Source organism: Mesorhizobium sp. M6A.T.Cr.TU.017.01.1.1, assembly GCF_004023115.1.
GTDB lineage: Bacteria > Pseudomonadota > Alphaproteobacteria > Rhizobiales > Rhizobiaceae > Mesorhizobium > Mesorhizobium mediterraneum.
Genome location: NZ_RZTA01000071.1, coordinates 1 through 20,261, shown reverse-complemented (window position 1 = coordinate 20,261; position 20,261 = coordinate 1). Strand labels below are relative to the sequence as shown.

Below are 20,261 nucleotides of genomic sequence, written 5' to 3'. Positions count from 1 at the left end.
GGCCGTTCATTTCGCGGGTAGCGCTCCCGGGAGAACAATCTTGTCTGTCTTGTCGCCCTTCGGCCGCTCGGCCGGCATCTGATCGCCGGTGACGATGTAGTAAATCGTCTCGGCGATATTGGTGGCGTGGTCGCCGATCCGCTCGATGTTCTTGGCGCAAAACAGCAGGTGCGTGCAAGGCGTGATGTTGCGCGGATCTTCCATCATGTAGGTCAGCAATTCGCGAAACAGCGAGGTGTACACGGCGTCGATCTGATCGTCGCGATCACGCACGAAGACGATCTTTTCCACCGAGCGCGACGCGTAGACGTCGAGCACTTCCTTGAGCTGCGTCAACGCTAGGTCGGCCAAGGCCTCGATGCCGCGGAACAGGCTGGTCGGCTGGCGTCCTTCTGTGACGGCAACCACGCGCTTGGCGACATTCTTGCCGAGGTCGCCTACCCGTTCGAGATCCGCCGAGATGCGGATCGCGCCGACGATCTCGCGCAAATCCGTCGCCATCGGCTGGCGCTTGGCAATGATGACGATCGCCTTGTCGTCGATCTCGCGCTGCCCTTCGTCCAGAACGAGATCATCACGGATGACCTTCTGGGCAAGGCCGGGGTCGGCGTTGACGAGCGCCGCAATCGCCTGTTCGACCATACGTTCGGCATGCCCGCCCATCGCGGCGATGCGCTTTGACAGATATTTCAGCTCCTCGTCATAGGCGCTTACGATGTGCACGGACTGCATGGAAATGCCTTCCAGAGTGAGTCGTTTCCTCGAATCCCCGCTGATACGCTAGCCGGATGACAGAAAAAAGAAAAAGCCCGTTAATACGTAGTGCGGCGCTAATGCGCCGGCAAATGAACCGAGAAGGCTGCGCCCTTGCCGACCTCGGACTTGATCGAGAGCCTGGCGTTGTGGCGCGTCAGGATATGTTTGACGATCGAGAGGCCAAGGCCGGTGCCTTTCTGGGTCCGGCTGTTTTCGACATCGACGCGGTAGAAGCGCTCGGTGATGCGCGGGATGTGCTCCTCGGGAATGCCGGGACCGAAGTCCCGGATGGTGACGTCGATGCCCGGTTCGGGACCGTCATCGCTGTGAGCAATCGTCACCACGACACGTCCACCCGATTGTCCGTATTTGCAGGCGTTTTCCAGCAGATTTTCGAAGACCTGGAAAAGTTCGTCGCGATCCCCGGGCACAACGAGCGGTCCTTTCTCGAAATCCCGCTCAATGGCAACGCCGTTTTCCCTGGCAAGCGGCCCGAGCGAATCGATGACGCTGTCGAGCGTCTGGCGGAGATCGACCTCGGTTCCCGGCTTTAGATAGGGTTTCATCTCCAGCCGCGACAGCGACAACAGGTCATCGATCAGGCGCGCCATGCGGCCGGTCTGGTTCTGCATGATCTGCAGGAACTGCTCGCGCGCCGCCGGGTCGTTGCGGGCCGGGCCACGCAGCGTCTCGATGAAGCCGGAGATCGAGGCGAGCGGGGTGCGCAGTTCGTGGCTGGCATTGGCGATGAAGTCGGCGCGCATCCGGTCGATCCGGCGCGCCTCGCTCTGGTCCTTGAAAACCAGCACATAGAGGTCGGTGCCGTGGCCGACTGAAGACGCACTCACCCGATAAGCCCGTTCGACCGGCAGCTTTTCGGTATAGTCGACGACATCCGAAGCGGCGGCCCCAGACAAAATACTGTCCAGCAAGGCCTGCATCTCGGGCGCACGGAATTTCAGCGACAGCGACATGCCCGGTGCGATGCCGCCGAAGGCGGCGAAGGCGGCGGCGTTGGCATGGACGATCGTGGCGGTGCGATCGAAGATGATCAGCGGATCGGCAACGGCCGCCGCCAGATATTCCCCCGACAGGTGTTGCAGCCCGCTCGCCTCGATCGCCGCGGCATCCCCGGCGGACTGGCGCGCAACGCCGGCCGGCAGCATCGCGGCGGCAAACAGCAGCACCGCACATGCCAGCAGCACCACATAGCCGGCCGCGAAAACATAGACCGTCAGGACCGCGACGATGCCGGCCGCCAGCAGCCAGCGGCTGTTCCACAACCGACTGGCGACGGCTTGCGCCTTGCTTCGCTGTTCTGTGCCGATGTCAGCCATTGTCACCCATTCACGCGCGCCGTGCGTCCAATTGGATGCACAAAGGACGCTCTGCCACTTTTAATCTGCTGCCTCGTTCTTTCCGAAAATCGATTCCGATTTTCGGGCCGATGCAGTTAGGCTCCCAATAGCATGAGTCCGGAAGCTGGAAAGGTTCGTCTCGATGAAAAACTCCAAGGAAGATGCCACCGCGCCCGTTGCAGGCCCGCTGAAGATACGGATCGACGGCAAGGAGCTCGAGTTTGACATCGAGGATCCCAAGCTTCCCAATTGGGTCGAGGACAATAAGCTGACCGCCGGCGGCTACCCCTACGACAAGAAAATGAAAAGCGACGAGTACGACGAGACGCTCGAGCGGCTGCAGATCGAGCTGGTCAAGGCGCAGGCATGGCTGCAATCGACCGGCAAGCGGGTGATGTCGCTGTTCGAAGGACGCGATGCCGCCGGCAAGGGCGGCACGATCTTTGCGCTGCGCCAGTACCTGAATCCTCGAACCGCACGCAATGTGGCGCTGACCAAGCCGACCCCGACCGAGCTCGGACAGTGGTATTTCCAGCGCTATGTCGCGCACTTTCCGACGTCCGGCGAGTTCGTCACTTTCGACCGCTCCTGGTACAATCGCGCCGGCGTCGAGCCGGTCATGGGCTTCTGCACGCCGGAGCAGCATGAGAAATTCCTGGACGAGACGCCGTATTTTGAACGGATGATCTGCAACGAGGGCATCCATTTTTTCAAATTCTGGCTGAACATCGGTCGGGAGACACAGCTTGAGCGGTTTCACGATCGCCGCTGGAGTCCTTTGAAGAGCTGGAAATTCTCGCCGATCGACATTGCCGGCATCACCAAATGGGACGACTACACCAAGGCGCGCGATCTCATGTTCGCACGCACGCACGAGGAATTCGCGCCCTGGATCATCGTGCGGGCCAACGACAAGCGGCGCGCGCGACTTGCCGTCATCCGGCGTATCCTGTTGTCGCTTCCCTATGAGGGCCGCGACCTCGACACCATCGGCAAGGAAGACAAGAAAATCATCGGGGAAGGGCCTTCGTTCCTGGGAACAGGGGCCTGAAGCACTGCCGCGCGCCAAAGACGCGCGGCACGATTCCGGACATTCTTGTCATTCTCCCGAGTGACTTCTCATGCCGCCAGCCGGGCAATCCGCTGCAGTCGCTTCAGCGTAGCATCGTCCTGCAAAGCCTGCTGAAACAGCGAAATCTCCTGGTCGATGCGATCGCAGAGCGCGCCTGTGTCGCCCTTGAGCAGGTCGCGCGTCTGCAGCAGCGCGGCGACCGGCTTTTTGGCGAGTTGCCTGGCTCTGCCAAGTGCGGCTTCCTCGACATCGCCCGCCACGATCTCCGTGACCAGGCCAAGCATCCTGGCGTCCTCGGCACTGAGCGTGTCGCCCAGGCAGAAGAAGCGGAAAGCGCCGGCATAACCGAGTTTCTGCGGCGCCAGGATGCTGGTCGCCGCGTCCGGCACGAGGCCGAAATCGACGAACGGCACCCGGAACGTGCTTTCATCAGATGCGATCACCATGTCGCAATGGAACAGGATGGTGCAGCCGACGCCGACGGCGCCGCCATCGACACAGGCAAGGACCGGTTTTGGAAACGTCGCCAGCGTGCGGAACATGTCGGTGACGGCGGCGATCAATCGTTGATGCTTGGTGGCGTCGAGGAACTCGGAAAAGTCGCCGCCGAGGCAGAAGCAGCCGGCGAGGCCGCGCAGCACTACGACGCGCACATCATCGTCGACGGCGGCTTCATGGAAGGTCTTGGCCAGGCTTTCATAGGCTCGCCTGTCCAGCACCGGCCGGCCGTCATCCGACGACACCGTGACGATCAGCGTATGGTTGCGGAACTCCGTTTGCGTGTGGACGTTCATGGTTGTCTCCAATCTCACGAGGCCTGCCTCATTCCGAGCCTGTCGGGATATCCCCTGGCCAGCACCGGCGCGAAATGGCTACGACGCGAACGCACCACCTCAAGCGTATGCTCGTTGAAGGTGAGCAGCGTGGCGACGACCTGCTGGTTGCCATAGGTGCGCTGGTAGCCAAGCGGCTTCGCCAGGAAGTGCAATTGCAGCGCCCGCAGGACCCACATCGGCTCGAACTCGATGATCACCTGATTGACGTTCCGCTTCAGCCCCCACTCGACGAAGCCGGCAATGAGCTCGGTGCCGACCGTCGATACGCCGCGCTTGCCGTCACGAAAGCCCGGCGCCACCGCATAGCGGGTCAGCTCCCAAACGTTCGGCCCGGACGGTGGCGTCCCTTCATAGAGGTCCGCCAGCACCTCGGTCAGAAGATGCGCCCGCGTTGTCGGCAACATCCGCTGATAACCGGCAAGCTCGCCGTTGCGGATGACGAGCTGATGCACCGCCTCGTCGTGGTCGAACTGATCGATCTCAAGCCCATCGGGGCGCTGCAGATCGGTCCACCCCATTTCCTCGACGAAAATCTTGTAGCGCAAGCGATGAACGGCCTCCCAAAGGTCGGGACGTTCCATAAGTTCCTGTGTGGTAAGGGAAAAAAGCATCTGCCGTCTCCTAGGTTCAATAGGAAGATACGGCCGGGCTGTCCCGAGAAAATTACGCGATCACGTAGGCAAGAATTTCTAGGCCGGCACGGCCGAGCTAGCTAATATAGCCGCGCCTTATCGCTTCCGCGACCGCCTGCACCCGGTTGACGGCACCGAGTTTGCTTTTGGCGTTAAGAAGGTGTTTCTCTGACGTGTGTTCCGAAATGCCGAGAATCTGTGAAATCTCCCATTCGGACTTGCCGACGGCGGCCCATTGCATGCATTCGCGCTCACGCGGCGTCAGTTCGACGTGGTCGATGGTCTTGGCCGCCATCGTGTGGAGTTGCATGGCGCGGCCGATCGCATAGGTCGCTGCCAGCGATACCTGCCCGAACTCGGCTCCCGACAGTTCCACGGCCTCGCCGCCGAGCGACACCATAACGATCTGACCGTCGAGCGTGACCAGCGGGAAGGCCATGCCGTCGCGCAGTTTGAATTCGCTGGCGTCGCCCATCACCTCGCCACTGCTCTTGTCGATGCGAATGCCCTGAGACGCTTCCCGCCACTGGAACGGCGCCTGCAGCTGCTTCATGTGGCTGACGACGGGGTCATGGTCGACATAGTTGCGCGCCACATAGCGCTCCAGCCATTCTCCCGGCCAATCACAGAGCAGCACATGGTCCTTTTGCTGGCCTCGCGGGGTGCCTGGCTGCGGAACCGTCCCGGCCATAAGCGCCGTCAGGCCGAACTCCGAGGTTATGCCAAGCAGTTTTTGGCAGACCGCCGCCGCTGTGTCGGCGTGCTGCAACTGATCTATGAATTCCAGTGTGCGATCGAAGTGGCCCATCGCAACATCTACCCCATGTTGCCTTCCGCGTTGAGATCAACGTCCAGTGCCTGATCTGCACTTTGCCATCGACCCCGGATTACAAACCTGCTCTCCTCTGCTTGCAGCGCCTTGCTCCCCTCCAGCCGACGCCGCACACGTTTGCAAACTCGCTAAACCATATCCCTAAATCGGCGTGATGAAATCAAAAACCGTTGTGCCTGCACCATTTTCGTACGAAAAGCCAAGCTGGACAGAACAGGGCGGAGCTCCGGTCGTGGCAATTCGGTGGATATCCATCGTCCTGATGCTGGTAATGACGGGGGCACAGTTGCTCACGAATGCGCGTGCCGCGGAGCCGCAAGTGCCTGTGCTGTGGGATGCCAAGGAGCGGCTGCCAAAGCCGGACCTTTCCGCACTGCCGCGTCTGAGATTCCTGACCACCACCGATTTCCCGCCCTTCAATTTCCTCGACGGAGCAGGCCGGTTGTCCGGCTTCCACGTCGATCTGGCGCGCGCCATCTGCGCCGAACTCGGCATCGCGGAAAAATGCCAAATCCAGGCGCTGCCCTGGGCCGAGCTCGAAGGGGCGCTGCAGAAGGGCGAAGGCGAAGCGATCATTGCCGGCATCGCCGCCACGCCGGAGTCGCGGTCGAAATATGCCTTCTCACGTTCCTACCTGCAGTTTCCGGCGCGCTTCATCATGCAGAAGACAAAGGCGCTGACGGAACCGATCTTCGACAGACTGCGCGACAAGCGCGTCGGCGTGGTCGCCAGTTCCGCGCATGAGCGGATGTTGCGCGATTATTTCGGCACCGTTCAGGTCGTTCCCTTCGACCGGCCGGAAGAACTCTATGATGGCCTCAAGGCCGGCAAGGTCGACGCCGCCTTCGGCGACGGCATGCGCTTCGCCTTCTGGTTGGGCGGTTCGGATGCAGCAGCCTGCTGCCGCTTTGCTGGCGGCCCCTATCTGGCACCCGAATATCTGGGCTCGGGCATGGCCATCGCCACCAGGGCCAACGATCCGGCGCTCGCCGCAGCGTTCGACTACGCGCTGCAGGAGATTTCGGTGAAGGGCATCTTCGCCGAATTCTATCTGCGCTATTTCCCGGTCAGTTTTTTTTGATCCGGCCCGGTCAGTTTTTTTCTGATCCGGCCCGGCTTTTTCTGATCCGGTCCGATCAGCATCTTTTGACCCTTCAGTGCCTGGATCAGGTTAGCGTGCGAAGGCGGGCCTTGGCGGCACGGGCGATCGCGGCGACGGTCAGCGTATCGAGATCGAGCTGGCGGCGGATGAGCTGCAGCACCCGCACCTCTTCCATCCGCATTTCGAGATCGACGGCCGCGACCTCGAAAGCGGCGGCATAGGCGGTATCGTGGAGCCGCTCAGGCAGCGACTCGGCGACGCGCGCGAGGACGCCTTCCAGCCCGTCCTTTTCATGCAGCATCTTCTGGCAATCCTGGGCGACGCCAACGACTCGGTCGTGGTCGAAATCCTCGAACACCGGCCACGAGCGGACGACGTCGCCAATCCGCGCCAATTCGACATCGGTCATGTCGCGATCGGACGCGGAGGTGATAACCATCAGATAGATCAGGGCTTCATGCGGCGGCAACGACATTTGAAAACTCCTCGAACGGGCTCCGAAGTTAGGAACGAGGCACCAACGCCGCAAGGAAAAAGAGCCGCGATCGTTGACGCCCACGGCAGGCACGCCTAGAGACCGGTTGAAAAAACCTCTTCCGGCCCCCTTCTGCGGCGATGCCGGCGAATGATTTGGAAAACAGTGACATGGCGGGATCAAACATCATCGATCTCAATCCCGAGGTGCTTGCGGCGGCGGGTGAAAGCAAGGCCTGGCCGTTCGAGGAAGCCAGGAAGATCGTCGAGCGCTACAAAGGCACTGACTTTCCCGAGACCGTCCTGTTTGAGACCGGCTACGGTCCGTCGGGGCTGCCCCACATCGGCACTTTCGGCGAGGTCGCACGCACCTCGATGGTGCGCCACGCTTTCCGTGTGCTTACCGGAGACACGGTCAAGACCAAGATCTTGTGCTTTTCCGACGACATGGACGGTATGCGCAAGATTCCGGACAACGTCCCGGATCGCGCCGCACTCGAGCCGCACCTGCACAAGCCGCTGTCGTCCGTCCCCAATCCTTTCGGCGGCGACTATGCGAGCTTCGCAGACCACAACAACGCAATGCTTTGCCGCTTCCTGGACACGTTCGGCTTCGACTACGAGTTCGCCAGCGCGACGGAATACTACAAGGCTGGCCGTTTCGACGAAGTTCTGCTGCGCGCTGCCGAACGTTTTGACAAAATTATGGACGTGATGCTGCCGACGCTCGGCGAAGAGCGCCAGGCGACCTACAGTCCGTTCTTGCCGATTTCCCCCAAGAGCGGCCGCGTGCTTTACGTTCCCATGAAGCATGTCGACGCCAAGGCCGGCACCATCACCTTCGACGATGACGGCACCGAGACAACACTTCCCATAACTGGCGGCAAGGTGAAGCTGCAATGGAAGCCCGATTTCGGCATGCGTTGGGCGGCGCTCGGCGTCGATTTCGAAATGTTCGGCAAGGACCACCAGACGAATGCGGTGATCTACGACCGTATCTGCAACATCCTAGGTGGGCGGGCGCCGGAGCATTTCGTCTATGAACTGTTCCTGGACGAGAACGGCCAGAAAATTTCAAAGTCGAAGGGCAACGGACTGACCATAGACGAATGGCTGACCTATGCACCGACCGAAAGCCTCGGGCTGTACATGTACCAGCGGCCGCGGCAGGCCAAGAAGCTCTATTTCGACGTCATTCCGAAGGCGGTGGATGAGTATTACGCCTTTCTGTCCGCCTATCGCCGGCAGGAGTGGAAGGAGCGGCTGGGAAATCCCGTCTGGCATATGCATGACGGTAACCCGCCTGTCGTCGACCTGCCGGTGTCGTTCGCGTTGCTGCTGAATCTGGTCAGCGCCTCGAACGCCCAGAACAGGGACGTGCTGTGGGGGTTCATTTCGCGCCACACATCGGGTGTGACGCCGACGACCCATCCCGAGCTCGACCGGCTGGCTGAATATGCGATCCGCTATTTCGACGATTTCGTGAAGCCGGCCAAGGTGTACCGGGCCGCCGACGGGGTCGAGCGCGAGGCGCTGACGAAACTCTCCGAAGCGCTCGCCGCGTTGCCGCCAGACGCCGATGGCGAGGTGATCCAGAATGCCGCCCTCAACGTCGCGCGCAAGGTCGAGCGCTATCAGGACCATTCGAAGCAGAGTCCGGAAGGCGGGCCGGGCGTCTCCGTCGCCTTCTTCCAGATGATCTACCAGGTGCTGATCGGACAGGAGCGCGGCCCGCGCTTCGGTTCGTTCGCCGCGCTCTATGGCATCGCAGAGACCCGCGCGCTCATTCAGAAGGCGTTGGCTGGTCAGTTGGTGGCGTAGCCGTCGTCTCGGTTGGCGGCGTAGCCGTCGCCGACGGATCGAGAATCGGCTGTGTCGGTTGCGATGCGGCAGCGACAGGGGCTAGTGCCGGAGGCAGGCCGGAGAGACTGGGCGCCGGCCCGAAAATGCCCTTTCTCGCCGTACGCGCCTTGTCGCCGGCCTCGGCGTAAGGGCCGTTCTTGGTGGCGCGTGCCCAGCCGTTTTCGATCAACCACTGGCCGACATCCTGGTTGCCGACGCGGCATTCGGCGGCGACCAGGTCGCGGCCGCCCTCGGGCGGCACCGTGCAGACCACCGCCCGGCCGCGCAGGAAAGCACGGAACGCCGTTCGCGCCCGGGTGCCGCACGTCCAGGGCTTGCCGCCGTCGGTGCAAGTTTCGTCCTGCCTGACGATGTCGATACCGGAAATCGCGACCGAGTAGCCCTTGGCCTCGATCACCCCTGCGGCTGGCGCAACCGGCTGGAACAGTTTTGTCCCGTTCCAGTCGTCGGGCATTTTCGTTTTGGGCGGCTTGGGCGGTCCGGCCAGCGCCAGCTCGCTCAACGGCGCGCGCGGCTCGACCCGTTCAAGCTCTTCGGACTGAAGCTGCGGCGGCGCGATGACCTCGGGATCGATGGCCCTGGAATGCGCCTCCGGCCTTGCCACCTTGGGTCGCGGAATCGCTGATGTAGCAGGCGCTTCGGATTGCGCCGCCATGCCGGCCTGCGCCCGAGCTGCGACACGGACGCTTTCGTCATGCAGCACGGCGCGGCCGCCGGCGACGATCGCGGCCCCCATCACCAAAATCGTCAACACCGCGGCGGCTGCATGAAGCGGACGCACCGGCGGCCCCTACTGGCTTGCCCAGACAATCCGCGCCACCCATTCGACATCGCGCATGGGGATGTCGCGGTCCGGGTGATCGGGATTGAGCGAGACCAGCATGATCGACTTCGCCGTCTGACGGTCCAGCACCTTGGCCATCACCTCGCCGGCATTGGTCTTGACGACGACCCGGTCGCCCTTGCGGGTGGCAGCGCCCGGCTCGACGATCAGCACGTCGCCATTGCGGTAGAGCGGCAGCATGGAATCGCCCTGAACCTGCAGCGCATAGGAGGTTTCGGTCGCCTGTGCCGGAAGCTCGATCAAGTCCCAGCCCTGCCCCGCCGGAAAGCCGGCATCGTCGAAGAAGCCGCCGGCGCCGGCCTGGGCGAAGCCGAGCAGCGGCACGGAAGACCTCTGCGCGGGCAGGGATCCGGGACCGAGCTTGTCCCGCCCTTCGACCAGTCCCGTAAATTCGTCGAGCGAGGCGCCCGTCGCCTCGATGATCTTGGCCAGCGATTCGGTCGACGGCCAGCGCGGCCGCCCGTCTGAGGACAGCCGCTTCGACTTGTTGAAGGCGGTCGAATCGAGGCCCGCGCGCTTCGCCAGCCCCGAGGCCGAAAGCGAATAGCGCTCGGCGAGAGCGTCGATGGCGGCCCATACGCGATCATGCGAGAGCACGTTTTGCTCTCCTTCAGAACAGGAAAAAATACCTTCCTCGTTCTAACCGGTGGCCGTGATTTTGTCCACCACCGAAGGCGGCGTCAGGCTGCCTTCTTCACCTCGCCTTTCGCGTAGGGATCGAAGCGCTGGTAGAAGGTCTCGCCCTTCTCCGCCATGTCGAGCAGGAGCTTGGGCGCTTTGAACTCGGCTCCGTATTTCTTCTGCAGACCCTTGGCGATCTTGACGAATTTCTTGGCACCGATGCCGTCGATGTAGGACAGCACGCCGCCGGTGAAAGGCGCGAAGCCGAAGGCGAGGATCGAGCCGACATCTGCTTCGCGCGGATCGGTGACGATGCCCTCCTCCATCACCCGTGCCGCTTCCAGCGCGATGGTGACCAGCAGCCGCTGCTTCAGCTCCTCATAGTCGACCTTTTCCGGCGCAAGCTGCGGGTAGAGATCCCTGAGACCAGGCCACAGCTTCTTCTTGGCTGGCTTTTGCGGATAGTCGTAAAAACCCTTGCCGTTCTTGCGGCCGAAGCGGCCATGCGTATCGACCAGCGTGTTGATCAGCGCCATCTGCTTCGGATCGACCGCCTTTTCGCCGAGATCGCGCATGGTCTGCTTCATGATCTTCTGCGCGAGATCGATCGCCGTTTCGTCCGTGAGCGCCAAAGGGCCGACCGGCATGCCGGCGGCCTTCGCCGCATTCTCGATCATCGGCGCCGGGACGCCTTCGATCAGCATCTTGTAGGCTTCCGACATATAGCGCAGCACGCAGCGGTTGACGTAGAAGCCGCGTGTGTCATTGACGACGATCGGCGTCTTCTTGATGGCGCGGACGAAGTCGATCGCGGTGGCCAGTGCCTTGTCGCCCGTCTTCTTGCCCAAAATGATCTCGACCAGCATCATCTTGTCGACCGGCGAGAAGAAATGGATGCCGATGAAATTCTTCGGCCGCGCCGAATTCTTCGCCAGCGAGGTGATCGGGATGGTGGACGTATTCGACGCGAAGACCGCCGACGGCTTCAGCACGGCCTCCGCCTTTTCGGTGGCGTCCTTCTTGACGCCCGAATCCTCGAACACCGCTTCCACGATCAGATCGCAGCCGGCGAGGTCGGCATAATCCGCCGTCGGCGTGATCAGCGACAGCAGTCTGTCCTTGTCCTCTGGCTTGGCGCGGCCCTTCCTGACCTGATCCGAGATCAGGCTGTCTGAATGCGCCTTGCCCTTGGCGGCCGCTTCCATGTCGCGGTCGAGCAGCACCACCGGAATGCCGGCCTTGGCGGTGACATAGGCGATGCCGGCGCCCATGAAACCAGCGCCGAGCACGCCGATCTTCTTGAATTTGGTTTCCGGCACATCGGCCGGGCGGCGGGCACCCTTGTTCAGCTCCTGCAGCGAGACGAACAGCGAGCGGATCATCGCCGCAGCTTCCTTAGTCTGCATGATCTCGGTGAAATAGCGCTGCTCGATGCGCAAGGCGGTGTCGAACGGCACCAGCAGGCCTTCATAGACACATTTCAGAATGGCCGCGGCGGCAGGATAATTGCCATAGGTCTCGCGACGCAGGATGGCGATTGCCGGCGGCCACAGATTGGCTCCAGCCACCGAATAGATCGGGCCGCCAGGCAGCTTGAAGCCCTTCTCGTCCCACGGCGCCACCGGCTTCAAGCCATTTTTGATCATGGCCTTGGCGGTCTCAACCAGCTTTTGCGGCTCGGCGATCTCGTGGATCAGGCCCATCGACTTGGCCTTCTGGGGCGACAGCGTCTGGCCGGAAGTGAGCATCTGCAGCGCCTGCTGCTGGTCGGTCAGCCGCGGCACGCGCTGGGTGCCGCCGGCACCCGGGAAGATGCCGATCTTCACTTCGGGGAGCGCCATCCTCACCTTGTCGGAATCGGCCGCGACACGGCCATGGCAAGCGAGAGACAATTCGAATGCGCCGCCCATGCAGGTGCCGTTGATCGCCGAAACCCACGGCTTGCCCGAAGTCTCCAGCTTGCGGAACAGGCCGGTCATGTAGCCGGCATTGTCGAACAGCGCCTTGGTCGCCTTTTCGACGTCCTTGCCCTTTTCGGCGGCGAAGGTCGTCAGCATCTTCTGCAGCATGGTGATATCGGCGCCGCCGGAAAACGTGTCTTTGCCGGAGGTGATGACCGCCCCCTTTATCGCCGCATCGCTCGCCACCTTGTCGACGATGGCGTTCAGTTCCAGCATCGCCTCTTCGGTGAAGACGTTCATTGAGCGGTCGGGCATATCCCAGGTGATCAGCGCGATGCCGTCTGCGTCGATGTCGAGGGTGAAATTGGTGTAGCTCATCGGTCTCTCCCGTCAGACGCGTTCGATGATCGTTGCGGTGCCCATGCCTGCGCCGATGCAAAGCGTCACCAGCGCGGTGTTCAGGTTCCGGCGCTCCAGTTCGTCCAGTACGGTGCCGAAGATCATCGCGCCTGTGGCGCCGAGCGGATGGCCCATGGCGATGGCGCCGCCATTGACGTTGATCCTGTCGTGCGAAATGTCGAACGCCTGCATGTAGCGCAGCACCACTGAGGCGAAAGCCTCGTTAAGCTCGAACAGATCGATGTCCGACAGCTTCATTTTGGCGCGCTTCAGCAGTTTTTCGGTCACGTCGACCGGACCGGTCAGCATCAGCACCGGTTCCGAGCCGATATTGGCGAATGCACGAATGCGTGCGCGCGGCTTCAGGCCGAGCGTCTTTCCGGCCTTCTTCGAGCCGAGCAGAACGGCCGCCGCGCCGTCGACGATGCCGGACGAATTGCCGGCGTGGTGGACGTGGTTGACCTCTTCCACCTCGGGATGCTTCTGCACCGCGACGGCATCGAAGCCGCCCATTTCGCCGGGCATGACGAAGGACGGGTTGAGTGCCGCCAGCGACTGCATGTCGGTCGAAGGCCGCATATGCTCGTCATGGTCGAGGATGGTCAGCCCGTTCTGGTCTTTGATCGAGATCACCGAATTCTTGAAGCGGCCTTCGCCCCAGGCTTTGGCGGCACGCTTCTGGCTCTCGACCGCATAGGCGTCGACGTCATCACGCGAAAAGCCGTATTTGGTGGCGATCAGATCGGCCGAGATGCCTTGCGGAACGAACCAGCCCGGCAGGCCAACCGAAGGGTCCATGAACCAGGCGCCGCCGGATGCGCCCATGCCGACGCGCGACATCGATTCGACGCCGCCGGCGATGACGATCTCATCGGCGCCTTGTGCGATCTTGGCGGCGCCGAAGTTGATGGCGTCCAGGCCCGAGGCGCAGAAGCGCGAGATCTGCATGCCGGGCGCCGTGGTCGCATAGCCGGCTTCGAAGGCTGCGGCACGCGGAATGACAGAACCCGCCTCGCCGACCGGATCGACGCAGCCGAAGATGATGTCGTCGACGGTGCCGGTGTCCAGTCCATTGCGGTCACGGATCGCCTCGAGCACCTTGGCGCCGAGCCGCACCGCCGGCACTTCGTGCAGCGAGCCATCCTTCTTGCCCCTGCCGCGCGGCGTGCGCACGGCGTCATAGACATAAGCTTCGGCCATTTTCCTGCTCCTTGGGTTTGCTGAAAAGTCGCTCAGAGAGAGCGCCCGATCAGCAATTTCATGATCTCGTTGGTGCCGCCGTAGATGCGCTGAACGCGGGCGTCGCGGAACATGCGGGCGATCGGGTATTCGTTCATGTAGCCATAGCCGCCATGCAATTGAAGGCATTCGTCGACGACTTTTCCTTGCAAGTCGGACAGCCAGTATTTGGCCATTGAGGCCGTCACCGGGTCGAGGCCGCCATTGATGTGGCGAGCGACGCAGTCATTGTAGAAGACGCGGCCGATGGTCGCCTCGGTCTTCAGTTCGGCCAGCTTGAACTGGGTGTTCTGGAAATCGATGATCGCCTTGCCGAAGGCCTTGCGCTCCTTGACGTAGTCGATTGTCAGCGCCAGCGCCCGCTCGACCATGGCGATGGCGCCGGTGCCGATCTGCAGCCGCTCCTGCGGCAATTGCTGCATCAGTTGGACGAAGCCTTGGCCTTCCTCGTGGCCGAGCAGATTTGAGGTCGGCACGCGCATATCGTTGAAGAACAGTTCCGACGTGTCGTTGGCCTTCAAACCGATCTTGTCGAGGTTGCGGCCGCGCTCGAACCCTTCCACCTCGTCGGTCTCGACAACGATCAGCGAAGTGCCCTTAGCGCCCTTCTCCGGATCGGTCTTGGTGACGACGATGATGAAGTTGGCGAGCTGGCCATTGGTGATGAAGGTCTTCGAGCCGTTGACCTTGTAATGGTTGCCATCCTTCTCGGCACGCGTCTTGACGCCTTGCAGGTCGGAGCCAGCGCCGGGCTCGGTCATGGCGATGGCGCCGATCAACTCGCCGGTCGCCAGTTTCGGCAGCCACTTCTTCTTCTGCTCCTCCGAGCCGTAGTGGAGGATGTAAGGGGCGACGATCGAATTGTGCAGGCCGATGCCGAAACCGTCGACGCCGACATGGCCGATCGCCTCGATGATGGCGCTCTCATGCGCGAATGTCCCGCCCGAACCGCTATATTCCTCCGGCATCGAGGCACAGAGCAGACCGGCCGCGCCTGCCTTCAGCCAGCACTCGCGGTCGACCATCTCGTTCTTCTCGAACTCGTCATAGCGCGGCGCGATCTCTTCCGACATGAAACGGTGCGCCATGTCGTAGAGCATGCCGACCTCATCCGCCGCCCAGGCGGGTTTAGGGAGGCCGAGGATTTCGGCAGGATTTGTCGCCACGATTTCCTCCGCGTATCGACAGGTCAAAGGTCGGCTGTGCCGACGCTGTCGAGCTTAGAACGCTTCCGCCGGCAGTGCCATCAATGTCTCGGCGCCGCTGGAGATGCGAGCGAGGTGCGCCGACGTCTCCGGCATGATCCGCTCCATGAAGAAGCGCGCCGTCACCAGCTTGCTGTCGTAGAAAGACGAAGCACCGTTGGCGCCGTTCGCCAGCTTCGCGCCGGCGGCCTTCGCCATCTGCGCCCACATGTAGCCCAGCGCCACGAGGCCGAAGAGATGCATGTAGTCGGTCGAGGCGGCACCGGCGTTGTCGGGCCTGGCCATGCCGTTCTGCATCAGCCACATCGTCGCCGCCTGCAGATCGTTGTCGCCCTTCTTCAGCGCCTTGGTGAAAGGCGCCATCTTCTCATCTGTGCGATTCTCCTCGCAGAACTCGCCGACCTCCTTGAAGAAGGCCTGTACCGCGCGGCCGCCATTCAAGGCCAGCTTGCGGCCGACGAGGTCGAGCGCCTGGATGCCGTTGGCGCCCTCGTAAATCATGGCGATGCGGGCATCGCGCACGAACTGGCTCATGCCGTGCTCTTCGATATAGCCATGGCCGCCGAACACTTGCTGCGCCATCACCGCGTGGTCGAAGCCCTTGTCGGTGAGCACGCCCTTGACCACCGGCGTCATCAGGCCGGTGTAGTCGTCGGCAGCCTGGCGGTCCTTGTCGTCGTCGGAGCGGTGGGCGATGTCCGACTTGATCGCCGTCCACAGCGCCAGCGCGCGACCGGCTTCGTTGAAGGCTTTCATGGTCATCAGGCTGCGGCGGATGTCAGGATGGACGATGATCGGATCGGCCTTCTTGTCCGGCGCCTTCGGCCCGGACAGCGAGCGGCCCTGCAGGCGATCCTTGGCATAGGACACAGCGTTCTGGTAGGCGACCTCCGACAGCGAAAGCCCCTGCAGGCCGACGCCGAGCCGGGCCTCGTTCATCATCGTGAACATGGCCTTCAGCCCGCCATTGGCCTCGCCGAGCAACACGCCTTGCGCCTCGTCATAGTTCATGACGCAGGTCGAATTGCCATGAATGCCCATCTTCTCCTCGATCGAGCCGCAAGAGACGGTGTTCTTCTCACCCGGATTGCCTGACGCATCGAGCTTGAGCTTCGGCACGATGAACAGCGAGATGCCTTTCACGCCTTCCGGCGCGCCCTCGATGCGGGCCAGCACGAGGTGGACGATGTTGTCCGACATGTCGTGCTCGCCGGCCGAGATGAAGATCTTCTGGCCTGAAATCCTGTAGCTGCCGTCGCCGTTGGGAACCGCCTTGGTGCGCAACAGGCCGAGATCGGTGCCGCAATGCGGCTCGGTCAGGTTCATGGTGCCGGTCCAGGTGCCCTCGACCAGCTTCGGCAGCCATGTCGCCTTCTGCTCGTCGGTGCCATGGGTGATGATCGCCGCGATCGCGCCCTGCGTCAGGCCCGGATACATCATCAGCGACATGTTGGCCGAAACCATATATTCGGAAACAGCGGTATGCACCGCGTAAGGCAGACCCTGGCCACCAAATTCGACGGGTGCCGCCAACCCCATCCAGCCGCCTTCGCGATACTGGTCGAAGGCCTCCTTGAAGCCTTTCGGCGTCGTCACCGAGCCATCGTCATAGCGCACGCAACCTTCCACGTCGCCGACGCGGTTCAGTGGCTGCATGACGTTTTCGGCGAGCTTGGCGCCCTCGGTGAGGATGGCCTCAACCACATCCGGCGTCGCGTCAGAAAATCCGGGAAGATTGGAATAGCGTTGGTAGCCCAGTACCTCGTTCAGCACAAACAGCGTGTCCTGGACCGGCGCCCTGTAGATCGGCATGCTCTTCCTCCACCATGCGGCTTGGTCCCGAAATCAAGCCCCAAAATGAAGTCAGGGACAGCATCGGACCAACGTTCAGATCGAGATAGCAAAAGTTGACGTTTGCGTAAACGTCAATTTTTTGATACGACAAATTTTCCCTCCCGTGAGGTTAGGGGCGCTATGCCGTTGAAGCCAGTGCGGAACAGATTGAAATGTCTTCTTCCCGCCGCAGCCGGAAGACAACGGAAAGAGCCGCGCGGCCAAGGCCACGCGGCTTTCATTCTCAGAAGGGCGGCTCACCGGAAGCCGGTGAGGCCGAATTACCCGGCGACGCTGGCCTGCGGCGCCGAACGTTCGCTCAGCATCTGGCGCACCGCCGCCATCGAGTTGCTCAACTCGTTGATGGCATCATCGATCAGCGCCCGCTGCTTCTGCAGACGGGCAAGCTGCTTCTCCGACTTGTCGAGCGCCAGCCGCAACTGCTTGGTGTTGGAGCCGGTCGGGTCGTAGAGGTCCATCATTTGCTTGACGTCGCGCAGTGAGAACCCGACCTTGCGGCCGAGCAGGATCAGCGTCAGCCGCGCCTTGTCGCGGCGCGTGTAGAGACGGGTCGAGCCGTCGCGCTGCGGATTGAGAAGGCCCTTGTCCTCGTAGAAACGTAACGTGCGCAACGTTACTCCGTATTTCTTGGCCATCTCGCCGATGCGGACAAGATCCTCACCGGCTTTGTCAGACATGTCATTGGTATTGGCCGCGGCTTCGCCGGGCGAAACAAGTTTCATGGTCACTGGCTTTCCCCATCTGGTGGCGCCGCGGTCCCGGACCAAGCGTCGCCTGAGTGGAAGCGGGGGCGTGCTTCCAGTCGTGGTTTCAACAAACAAATCGCAAACGGCACGGTCTGTGCACCTTTACGTTTACGTCAATTCTATACCGATAGCCGCCTCACGAAGCAAGGGCGTTGTGCGGGAGGAACTTTTTGCCGCATCCGCCAGAGCATCACTCCGGCTTTAGGCGGCCCGCCAACACAACGTTGCAACTTCTTAAGCTTGATTAACGCGTTGTTTACCACGTTGGGCGAAATGTGCGCATGTCGGTTACCCGTGTTTATCCTGTAGCGAATTTTTCACGGTTTTTCGGAGCGCGGGTGAAACCCGGGAAGCTCGTCTTCCACCGCAGCAGAGCCGCGCGGCCGCCTTCGTTTCCGGCAGACTTGGGAAACTGGTCATAGGCCAGCAATTAGACGGACCAGTAATTCTGAACGGGCGCATCGATGAACAGCAAGCGGTCCTATCTCGATACACTCAACGCCGGCAGGCAGCGCAGGCCGCACACCACGCTTGAACAGCTCAACCGTTCCTTGGAAACGCTGGAGCAGCGGCTGGAGCGGACGCGCGAGGACATGAGCGAGCGTCCCGATCCTCGCCGGCCGAGCGCGGAGCCGCGCTATGCCAGCGCCCGGCCTTATGATGATCCGCGCCCCGCGCAGCCGCCGAAAAGCCAAGCACCGGCTGCCTTCGACCAGAATTACCACGCGATCGCCCGCGACATCGACCGCGTGCGCGGCCAAGAAGACGGCGTCGCCGTGGTCGGCAAGATCGCCGGCGAATTGCGCGGCCTGCGCGAGGAACTGCGCCACCAGATGACCGCCGGCCTGCAGCGCGAATTCGAAGCGCTGCGCAAGGACATCGAGCGGGCTTTCCAAGCAAGCGCTCAGCCGGGGGGCTCCGGCAAAGGCAGCGCCGAACTCGGCGTCGAGTTCGAACGGCTTTCCGGCGCCATCCAGACCCTGGCCGAAAAGAGCGACGACAGAAGCGTCAACATGCTCCGGCTCGAGCTGGAGCAGGTCAAGGCCGCGCTCGACACGCTGGCGCGCGAGGAGAGCGTGCAGGCGGTCGGCCGCCGCTGGGACGATTTCGACCGCCGCTGGACCGCGTTCGAGGATCGTGTCGATGCCGATCAGCGCAAGCGGTCGGACGCACCCGGTCTTTCAATGCTGACCGACCGGCTCGAACAGATCAGCAATGCCGTCAACAATTTGCCGGAATCGCTGTCGCTGCGGTCGCTTGAAGAGAAGGTCCGCACGCTTGCCGGCGCCGTCGATCATTTCGCCAGGCAGCAGGACAATCGCGGCAGCGGCACATTCGGTATGATCGACGAGCGGCTGGATGAGATTTCCCGCGCTATCGTTGCCTCAACCGTCGCCGCGCAGGCCAATTCATTCGACCCCGAGCCCTTCGAGCGCATCGAGAAGCGGATCGCCTCGCTTGCCCAGCAGATCGAGGAAGTCACGCAGGTGCACCCCAGTGGCGAGGTCATCGACCGCCTCAACATGCTGTCGAGCCGGGTCGACGATCTTGCCGGCCGGGCCAATCTGCCGGAGCAGGCGATGGAGCGCCTCGACAAGCAGATCGCGCTCATTGCCGAGAAGATCGACAGGACGGCTGCCATGCCGGACGCCGATTACATCTTCCAGGGCCTGGAACAGCGTTTCGACGTGCTGTCCGGCATGATGGAGCGCCGCCAGGGAGACGCGATCGAACAAGGCAACATGCTGTTTCGCGATCTCGAGCGCCGGCTGGACGAAGTCGCCGACAGGCTGGACCAGCGCATGCCGCAGATCGATGGGGCCGGCATCATGGATGCCATCGACGCCCGCTTCAGCGCGCTGGCCAAACGCATGGAGACGCGTGTTCCCGATTCCGCAGGCGAAGCGGCGATCCGTGGCCTGGAAAGCCGCCTCGAAGACATTTCAAGCCGGCTGGATTCATCCGCGGCACAAGTCGCTGGCATCGACCCGGCCCTGATCCGCAGCCTGGAAGCGCAGGTCGCGGGTCTGTCGGCGCATCTTTCGAAGCCCGGCACGCCATTGCCGGAATTCGAAGACATCAGCCCGCGTCTCAACGAAATCGAGAAGTCGCTGGCTGGAACCCGCGATTCCATCCTTAGCGCGGCGCGCGAGGCAGCCGAGAGCGCTGTCCGTTCGCTTGCCGACTCCAGTGCCAATACGGCGGCCGTTTCTGGCCTCGCCCAGGATCTGAAGACGCTCGAAGCACTGACGCGCCGTTCCGACGAGCGCAATTCGAGGACCTTCGAGGCCATCCACGACACGCTGCTCAAGATCGTCGACCGACTGGGCTCACTGGAGACCGGCGAGCCGACCGACGCGGTGAGCGAACTTCTCAGCACGAAACCGGTCGAACCGGACAGCTGGCGCGGCGCGCGATCGTCAAAGATGGCCGTTCGGGACGCGCCGTCCATGGACATCGACCAGCCATTGCCGCTGACCGGGGACATGGCCGACCTCGACAGCCGTGCACCTGCCATCATGCGCAA

Annotated in this window: 16 protein-coding genes and 1 pseudogene; 4 read left to right on the top strand and 13 right to left on the bottom strand. The window is 62.3% G+C overall.

What is annotated here, in order from left to right; genetic code table 11:
• Positions 1 to 6: 6 nt before the first annotated feature.
• On the bottom strand, positions 7 to 732 hold the full coding sequence (gene phoU, locus EOB36_RS21410) for a phosphate signaling complex protein PhoU (protein WP_095487987.1): 726 nt from the start codon (positions 730 to 732) through the stop codon (positions 7 to 9).
• A gap of 98 nt (positions 733 to 830) precedes the next feature.
• Positions 831 to 2,093: an ATP-binding protein gene (locus EOB36_RS21405; protein ID WP_127203568.1), complete on the bottom strand. Its 1,263-nt coding sequence runs from the start codon at positions 2,091 to 2,093 to the stop codon at positions 831 to 833.
• 163 nt (positions 2,094 to 2,256) lie between these two features.
• Between EOB36_RS21405 and ppk2 the strand changes: the two genes are divergently transcribed.
• On the top strand, positions 2,257 to 3,165 hold the full coding sequence (gene ppk2, locus EOB36_RS21400; RefSeq protein ID WP_127203567.1) for a polyphosphate kinase 2: 909 nt from the start codon (positions 2,257 to 2,259) through the stop codon (positions 3,163 to 3,165).
• A gap of 68 nt (positions 3,166 to 3,233) precedes the next feature.
• Here ppk2 and EOB36_RS21395 read toward each other — a convergent pair whose 3' ends face one another.
• The 3 genes from EOB36_RS21395 to EOB36_RS21385 form a co-directional block, all read right to left on the bottom strand.
• Complete coding sequence (locus tag EOB36_RS21395) at positions 3,234 to 3,980, bottom strand: enoyl-CoA hydratase-related protein (protein ID WP_126103706.1); 747 nt, start codon at positions 3,978 to 3,980, stop codon at positions 3,234 to 3,236.
• A 14-nt stretch (positions 3,981 to 3,994) separates the two neighbouring features.
• Positions 3,995 to 4,633, bottom strand: coding sequence for an acyl-homoserine-lactone synthase (locus EOB36_RS21390; RefSeq protein ID WP_077377404.1), 639 nt, complete (start codon positions 4,631 to 4,633; stop codon positions 3,995 to 3,997).
• 97 nt (positions 4,634 to 4,730) lie between these two features.
• Positions 4,731 to 5,462: a LuxR family transcriptional regulator gene (locus EOB36_RS21385; protein ID WP_095487979.1), complete on the bottom strand. Its 732-nt coding sequence runs from the start codon at positions 5,460 to 5,462 to the stop codon at positions 4,731 to 4,733.
• A gap of 286 nt (positions 5,463 to 5,748) precedes the next feature.
• Between EOB36_RS21385 and EOB36_RS21380 the strand changes: the two genes are divergently transcribed.
• Positions 5,749 to 6,567, top strand: a complete 819-nt coding sequence (locus EOB36_RS21380; protein ID WP_127203601.1) for a transporter substrate-binding domain-containing protein — start codon at positions 5,749 to 5,751, stop codon at positions 6,565 to 6,567.
• Between the two features lie 85 nt (positions 6,568 to 6,652).
• On the opposite strand, the gene EOB36_RS21375 is transcribed toward EOB36_RS21380, so the two are convergent.
• Positions 6,653 to 7,063, bottom strand: a complete 411-nt coding sequence (locus EOB36_RS21375; protein ID WP_126103707.1) for a tellurite resistance TerB family protein — start codon at positions 7,061 to 7,063, stop codon at positions 6,653 to 6,655.
• 170 nt (positions 7,064 to 7,233) lie between these two features.
• Here EOB36_RS21375 and EOB36_RS21370 point away from each other — a divergent pair, with 170 nt between their 5' ends.
• The gene (locus EOB36_RS21370) at positions 7,234 to 8,883 is read left to right on the top strand and encodes a lysine--tRNA ligase (RefSeq protein ID WP_095488080.1); all 1,650 of its coding nucleotides are present in this window, start codon (positions 7,234 to 7,236) and stop codon (positions 8,881 to 8,883) included.
• On the opposite strand, the gene EOB36_RS21365 is transcribed toward EOB36_RS21370, so the two are convergent.
• The 7 genes from EOB36_RS21365 to EOB36_RS21335 form a co-directional block, all read right to left on the bottom strand.
• Complete coding sequence (locus tag EOB36_RS21365; RefSeq protein ID WP_127203566.1) at positions 8,846 to 9,706, bottom strand: thermonuclease family protein; 861 nt, start codon at positions 9,704 to 9,706, stop codon at positions 8,846 to 8,848. The genes EOB36_RS21370 and EOB36_RS21365 overlap by 38 nt on opposite strands.
• Before the next feature lie 9 nt (positions 9,707 to 9,715).
• The gene (locus EOB36_RS21360; RefSeq protein ID WP_126103710.1) at positions 9,716 to 10,366 is read right to left on the bottom strand and encodes a helix-turn-helix transcriptional regulator; all 651 of its coding nucleotides are present in this window, start codon (positions 10,364 to 10,366) and stop codon (positions 9,716 to 9,718) included.
• An 83-nt stretch (positions 10,367 to 10,449) separates the two neighbouring features.
• Positions 10,450 to 12,669, bottom strand: a complete 2,220-nt coding sequence (locus EOB36_RS21355; RefSeq protein ID WP_127203565.1) for a 3-hydroxyacyl-CoA dehydrogenase NAD-binding domain-containing protein — start codon at positions 12,667 to 12,669, stop codon at positions 10,450 to 10,452.
• A gap of 12 nt (positions 12,670 to 12,681) precedes the next feature.
• A complete protein-coding gene (locus EOB36_RS21350; protein WP_127203564.1) occupies positions 12,682 to 13,890 on the bottom strand; it encodes an acetyl-CoA C-acetyltransferase in 1,209 nt (402 codons plus the stop codon).
• Between the two features lie 32 nt (positions 13,891 to 13,922).
• Positions 13,923 to 15,095, bottom strand: a complete 1,173-nt coding sequence (locus tag EOB36_RS21345) for an acyl-CoA dehydrogenase family protein (RefSeq protein ID WP_095487967.1) — start codon at positions 15,093 to 15,095, stop codon at positions 13,923 to 13,925.
• A gap of 54 nt (positions 15,096 to 15,149) precedes the next feature.
• Positions 15,150 to 16,946, bottom strand: a complete 1,797-nt coding sequence (locus EOB36_RS21340; RefSeq protein WP_128285627.1) for an acyl-CoA dehydrogenase — start codon at positions 16,944 to 16,946, stop codon at positions 15,150 to 15,152.
• Positions 16,947 to 17,248: 302 nt separating this feature from the next.
• Positions 17,249 to 17,710 carry a MerR family DNA-binding transcriptional regulator gene (locus EOB36_RS21335; RefSeq protein WP_128285630.1) on the bottom strand — a complete coding sequence of 154 codons (462 nt, stop codon included), beginning with the start codon at positions 17,708 to 17,710 and terminating at the stop codon, positions 17,249 to 17,251.
• Between the two features lie 488 nt (positions 17,711 to 18,198).
• On the opposite strand from EOB36_RS21335, the pseudogene EOB36_RS21330 reads away from it, so the two are divergent.
• Positions 18,199 to 20,261: pseudogene (locus tag EOB36_RS21330) on the top strand (peptidoglycan-binding protein); the annotation flags it as partial.

Bases quoted from the DNA above. Each gene is read 5' to 3' on its own strand.
- EOB36_RS21340 (WP_128285627.1), bottom strand. From the start codon at position 16,946: ATGCCGATCTACAGGGCGCCGGTCCAGGACACGCTGTTTGTGCTGAAC.
- ppk2 (WP_127203567.1), top strand. From the start codon at position 2,257: ATGAAAAACTCCAAGGAAGATGCCACCGCGCCCGTTGCAGGCCCGCTG.
- EOB36_RS21350 (WP_127203564.1), bottom strand. From the start codon at position 13,890: ATGGCCGAAGCTTATGTCTATGACGCCGTGCGCACGCCGCGCGGCAGG.
- EOB36_RS21405 (WP_127203568.1), bottom strand. From the start codon at position 2,093: ATGGCTGACATCGGCACAGAACAGCGAAGCAAGGCGCAAGCCGTCGCC.
- EOB36_RS21335 (WP_128285630.1), bottom strand. From the start codon at position 17,710: ATGAAACTTGTTTCGCCCGGCGAAGCCGCGGCCAATACCAATGACATG.
- phoU (WP_095487987.1), bottom strand. From the start codon at position 732: ATGCAGTCCGTGCACATCGTAAGCGCCTATGACGAGGAGCTGAAATAT.
- EOB36_RS21375 (WP_126103707.1), bottom strand. From the start codon at position 7,063: ATGTCGTTGCCGCCGCATGAAGCCCTGATCTATCTGATGGTTATCACC.
- EOB36_RS21380 (WP_127203601.1), top strand. From the start codon at position 5,749: ATGCTGGTAATGACGGGGGCACAGTTGCTCACGAATGCGCGTGCCGCG.
- EOB36_RS21355 (WP_127203565.1), bottom strand. From the start codon at position 12,669: ATGAGCTACACCAATTTCACCCTCGACATCGACGCAGACGGCATCGCG.
- EOB36_RS21385 (WP_095487979.1), bottom strand. From the start codon at position 5,462: ATGGGCCACTTCGATCGCACACTGGAATTCATAGATCAGTTGCAGCAC.
- EOB36_RS21390 (WP_077377404.1), bottom strand. From the start codon at position 4,633: ATGCTTTTTTCCCTTACCACACAGGAACTTATGGAACGTCCCGACCTT.
- EOB36_RS21370 (WP_095488080.1), top strand. From the start codon at position 7,234: ATGGCGGGATCAAACATCATCGATCTCAATCCCGAGGTGCTTGCGGCG.
- EOB36_RS21395 (WP_126103706.1), bottom strand. From the start codon at position 3,980: ATGAACGTCCACACGCAAACGGAGTTCCGCAACCATACGCTGATCGTC.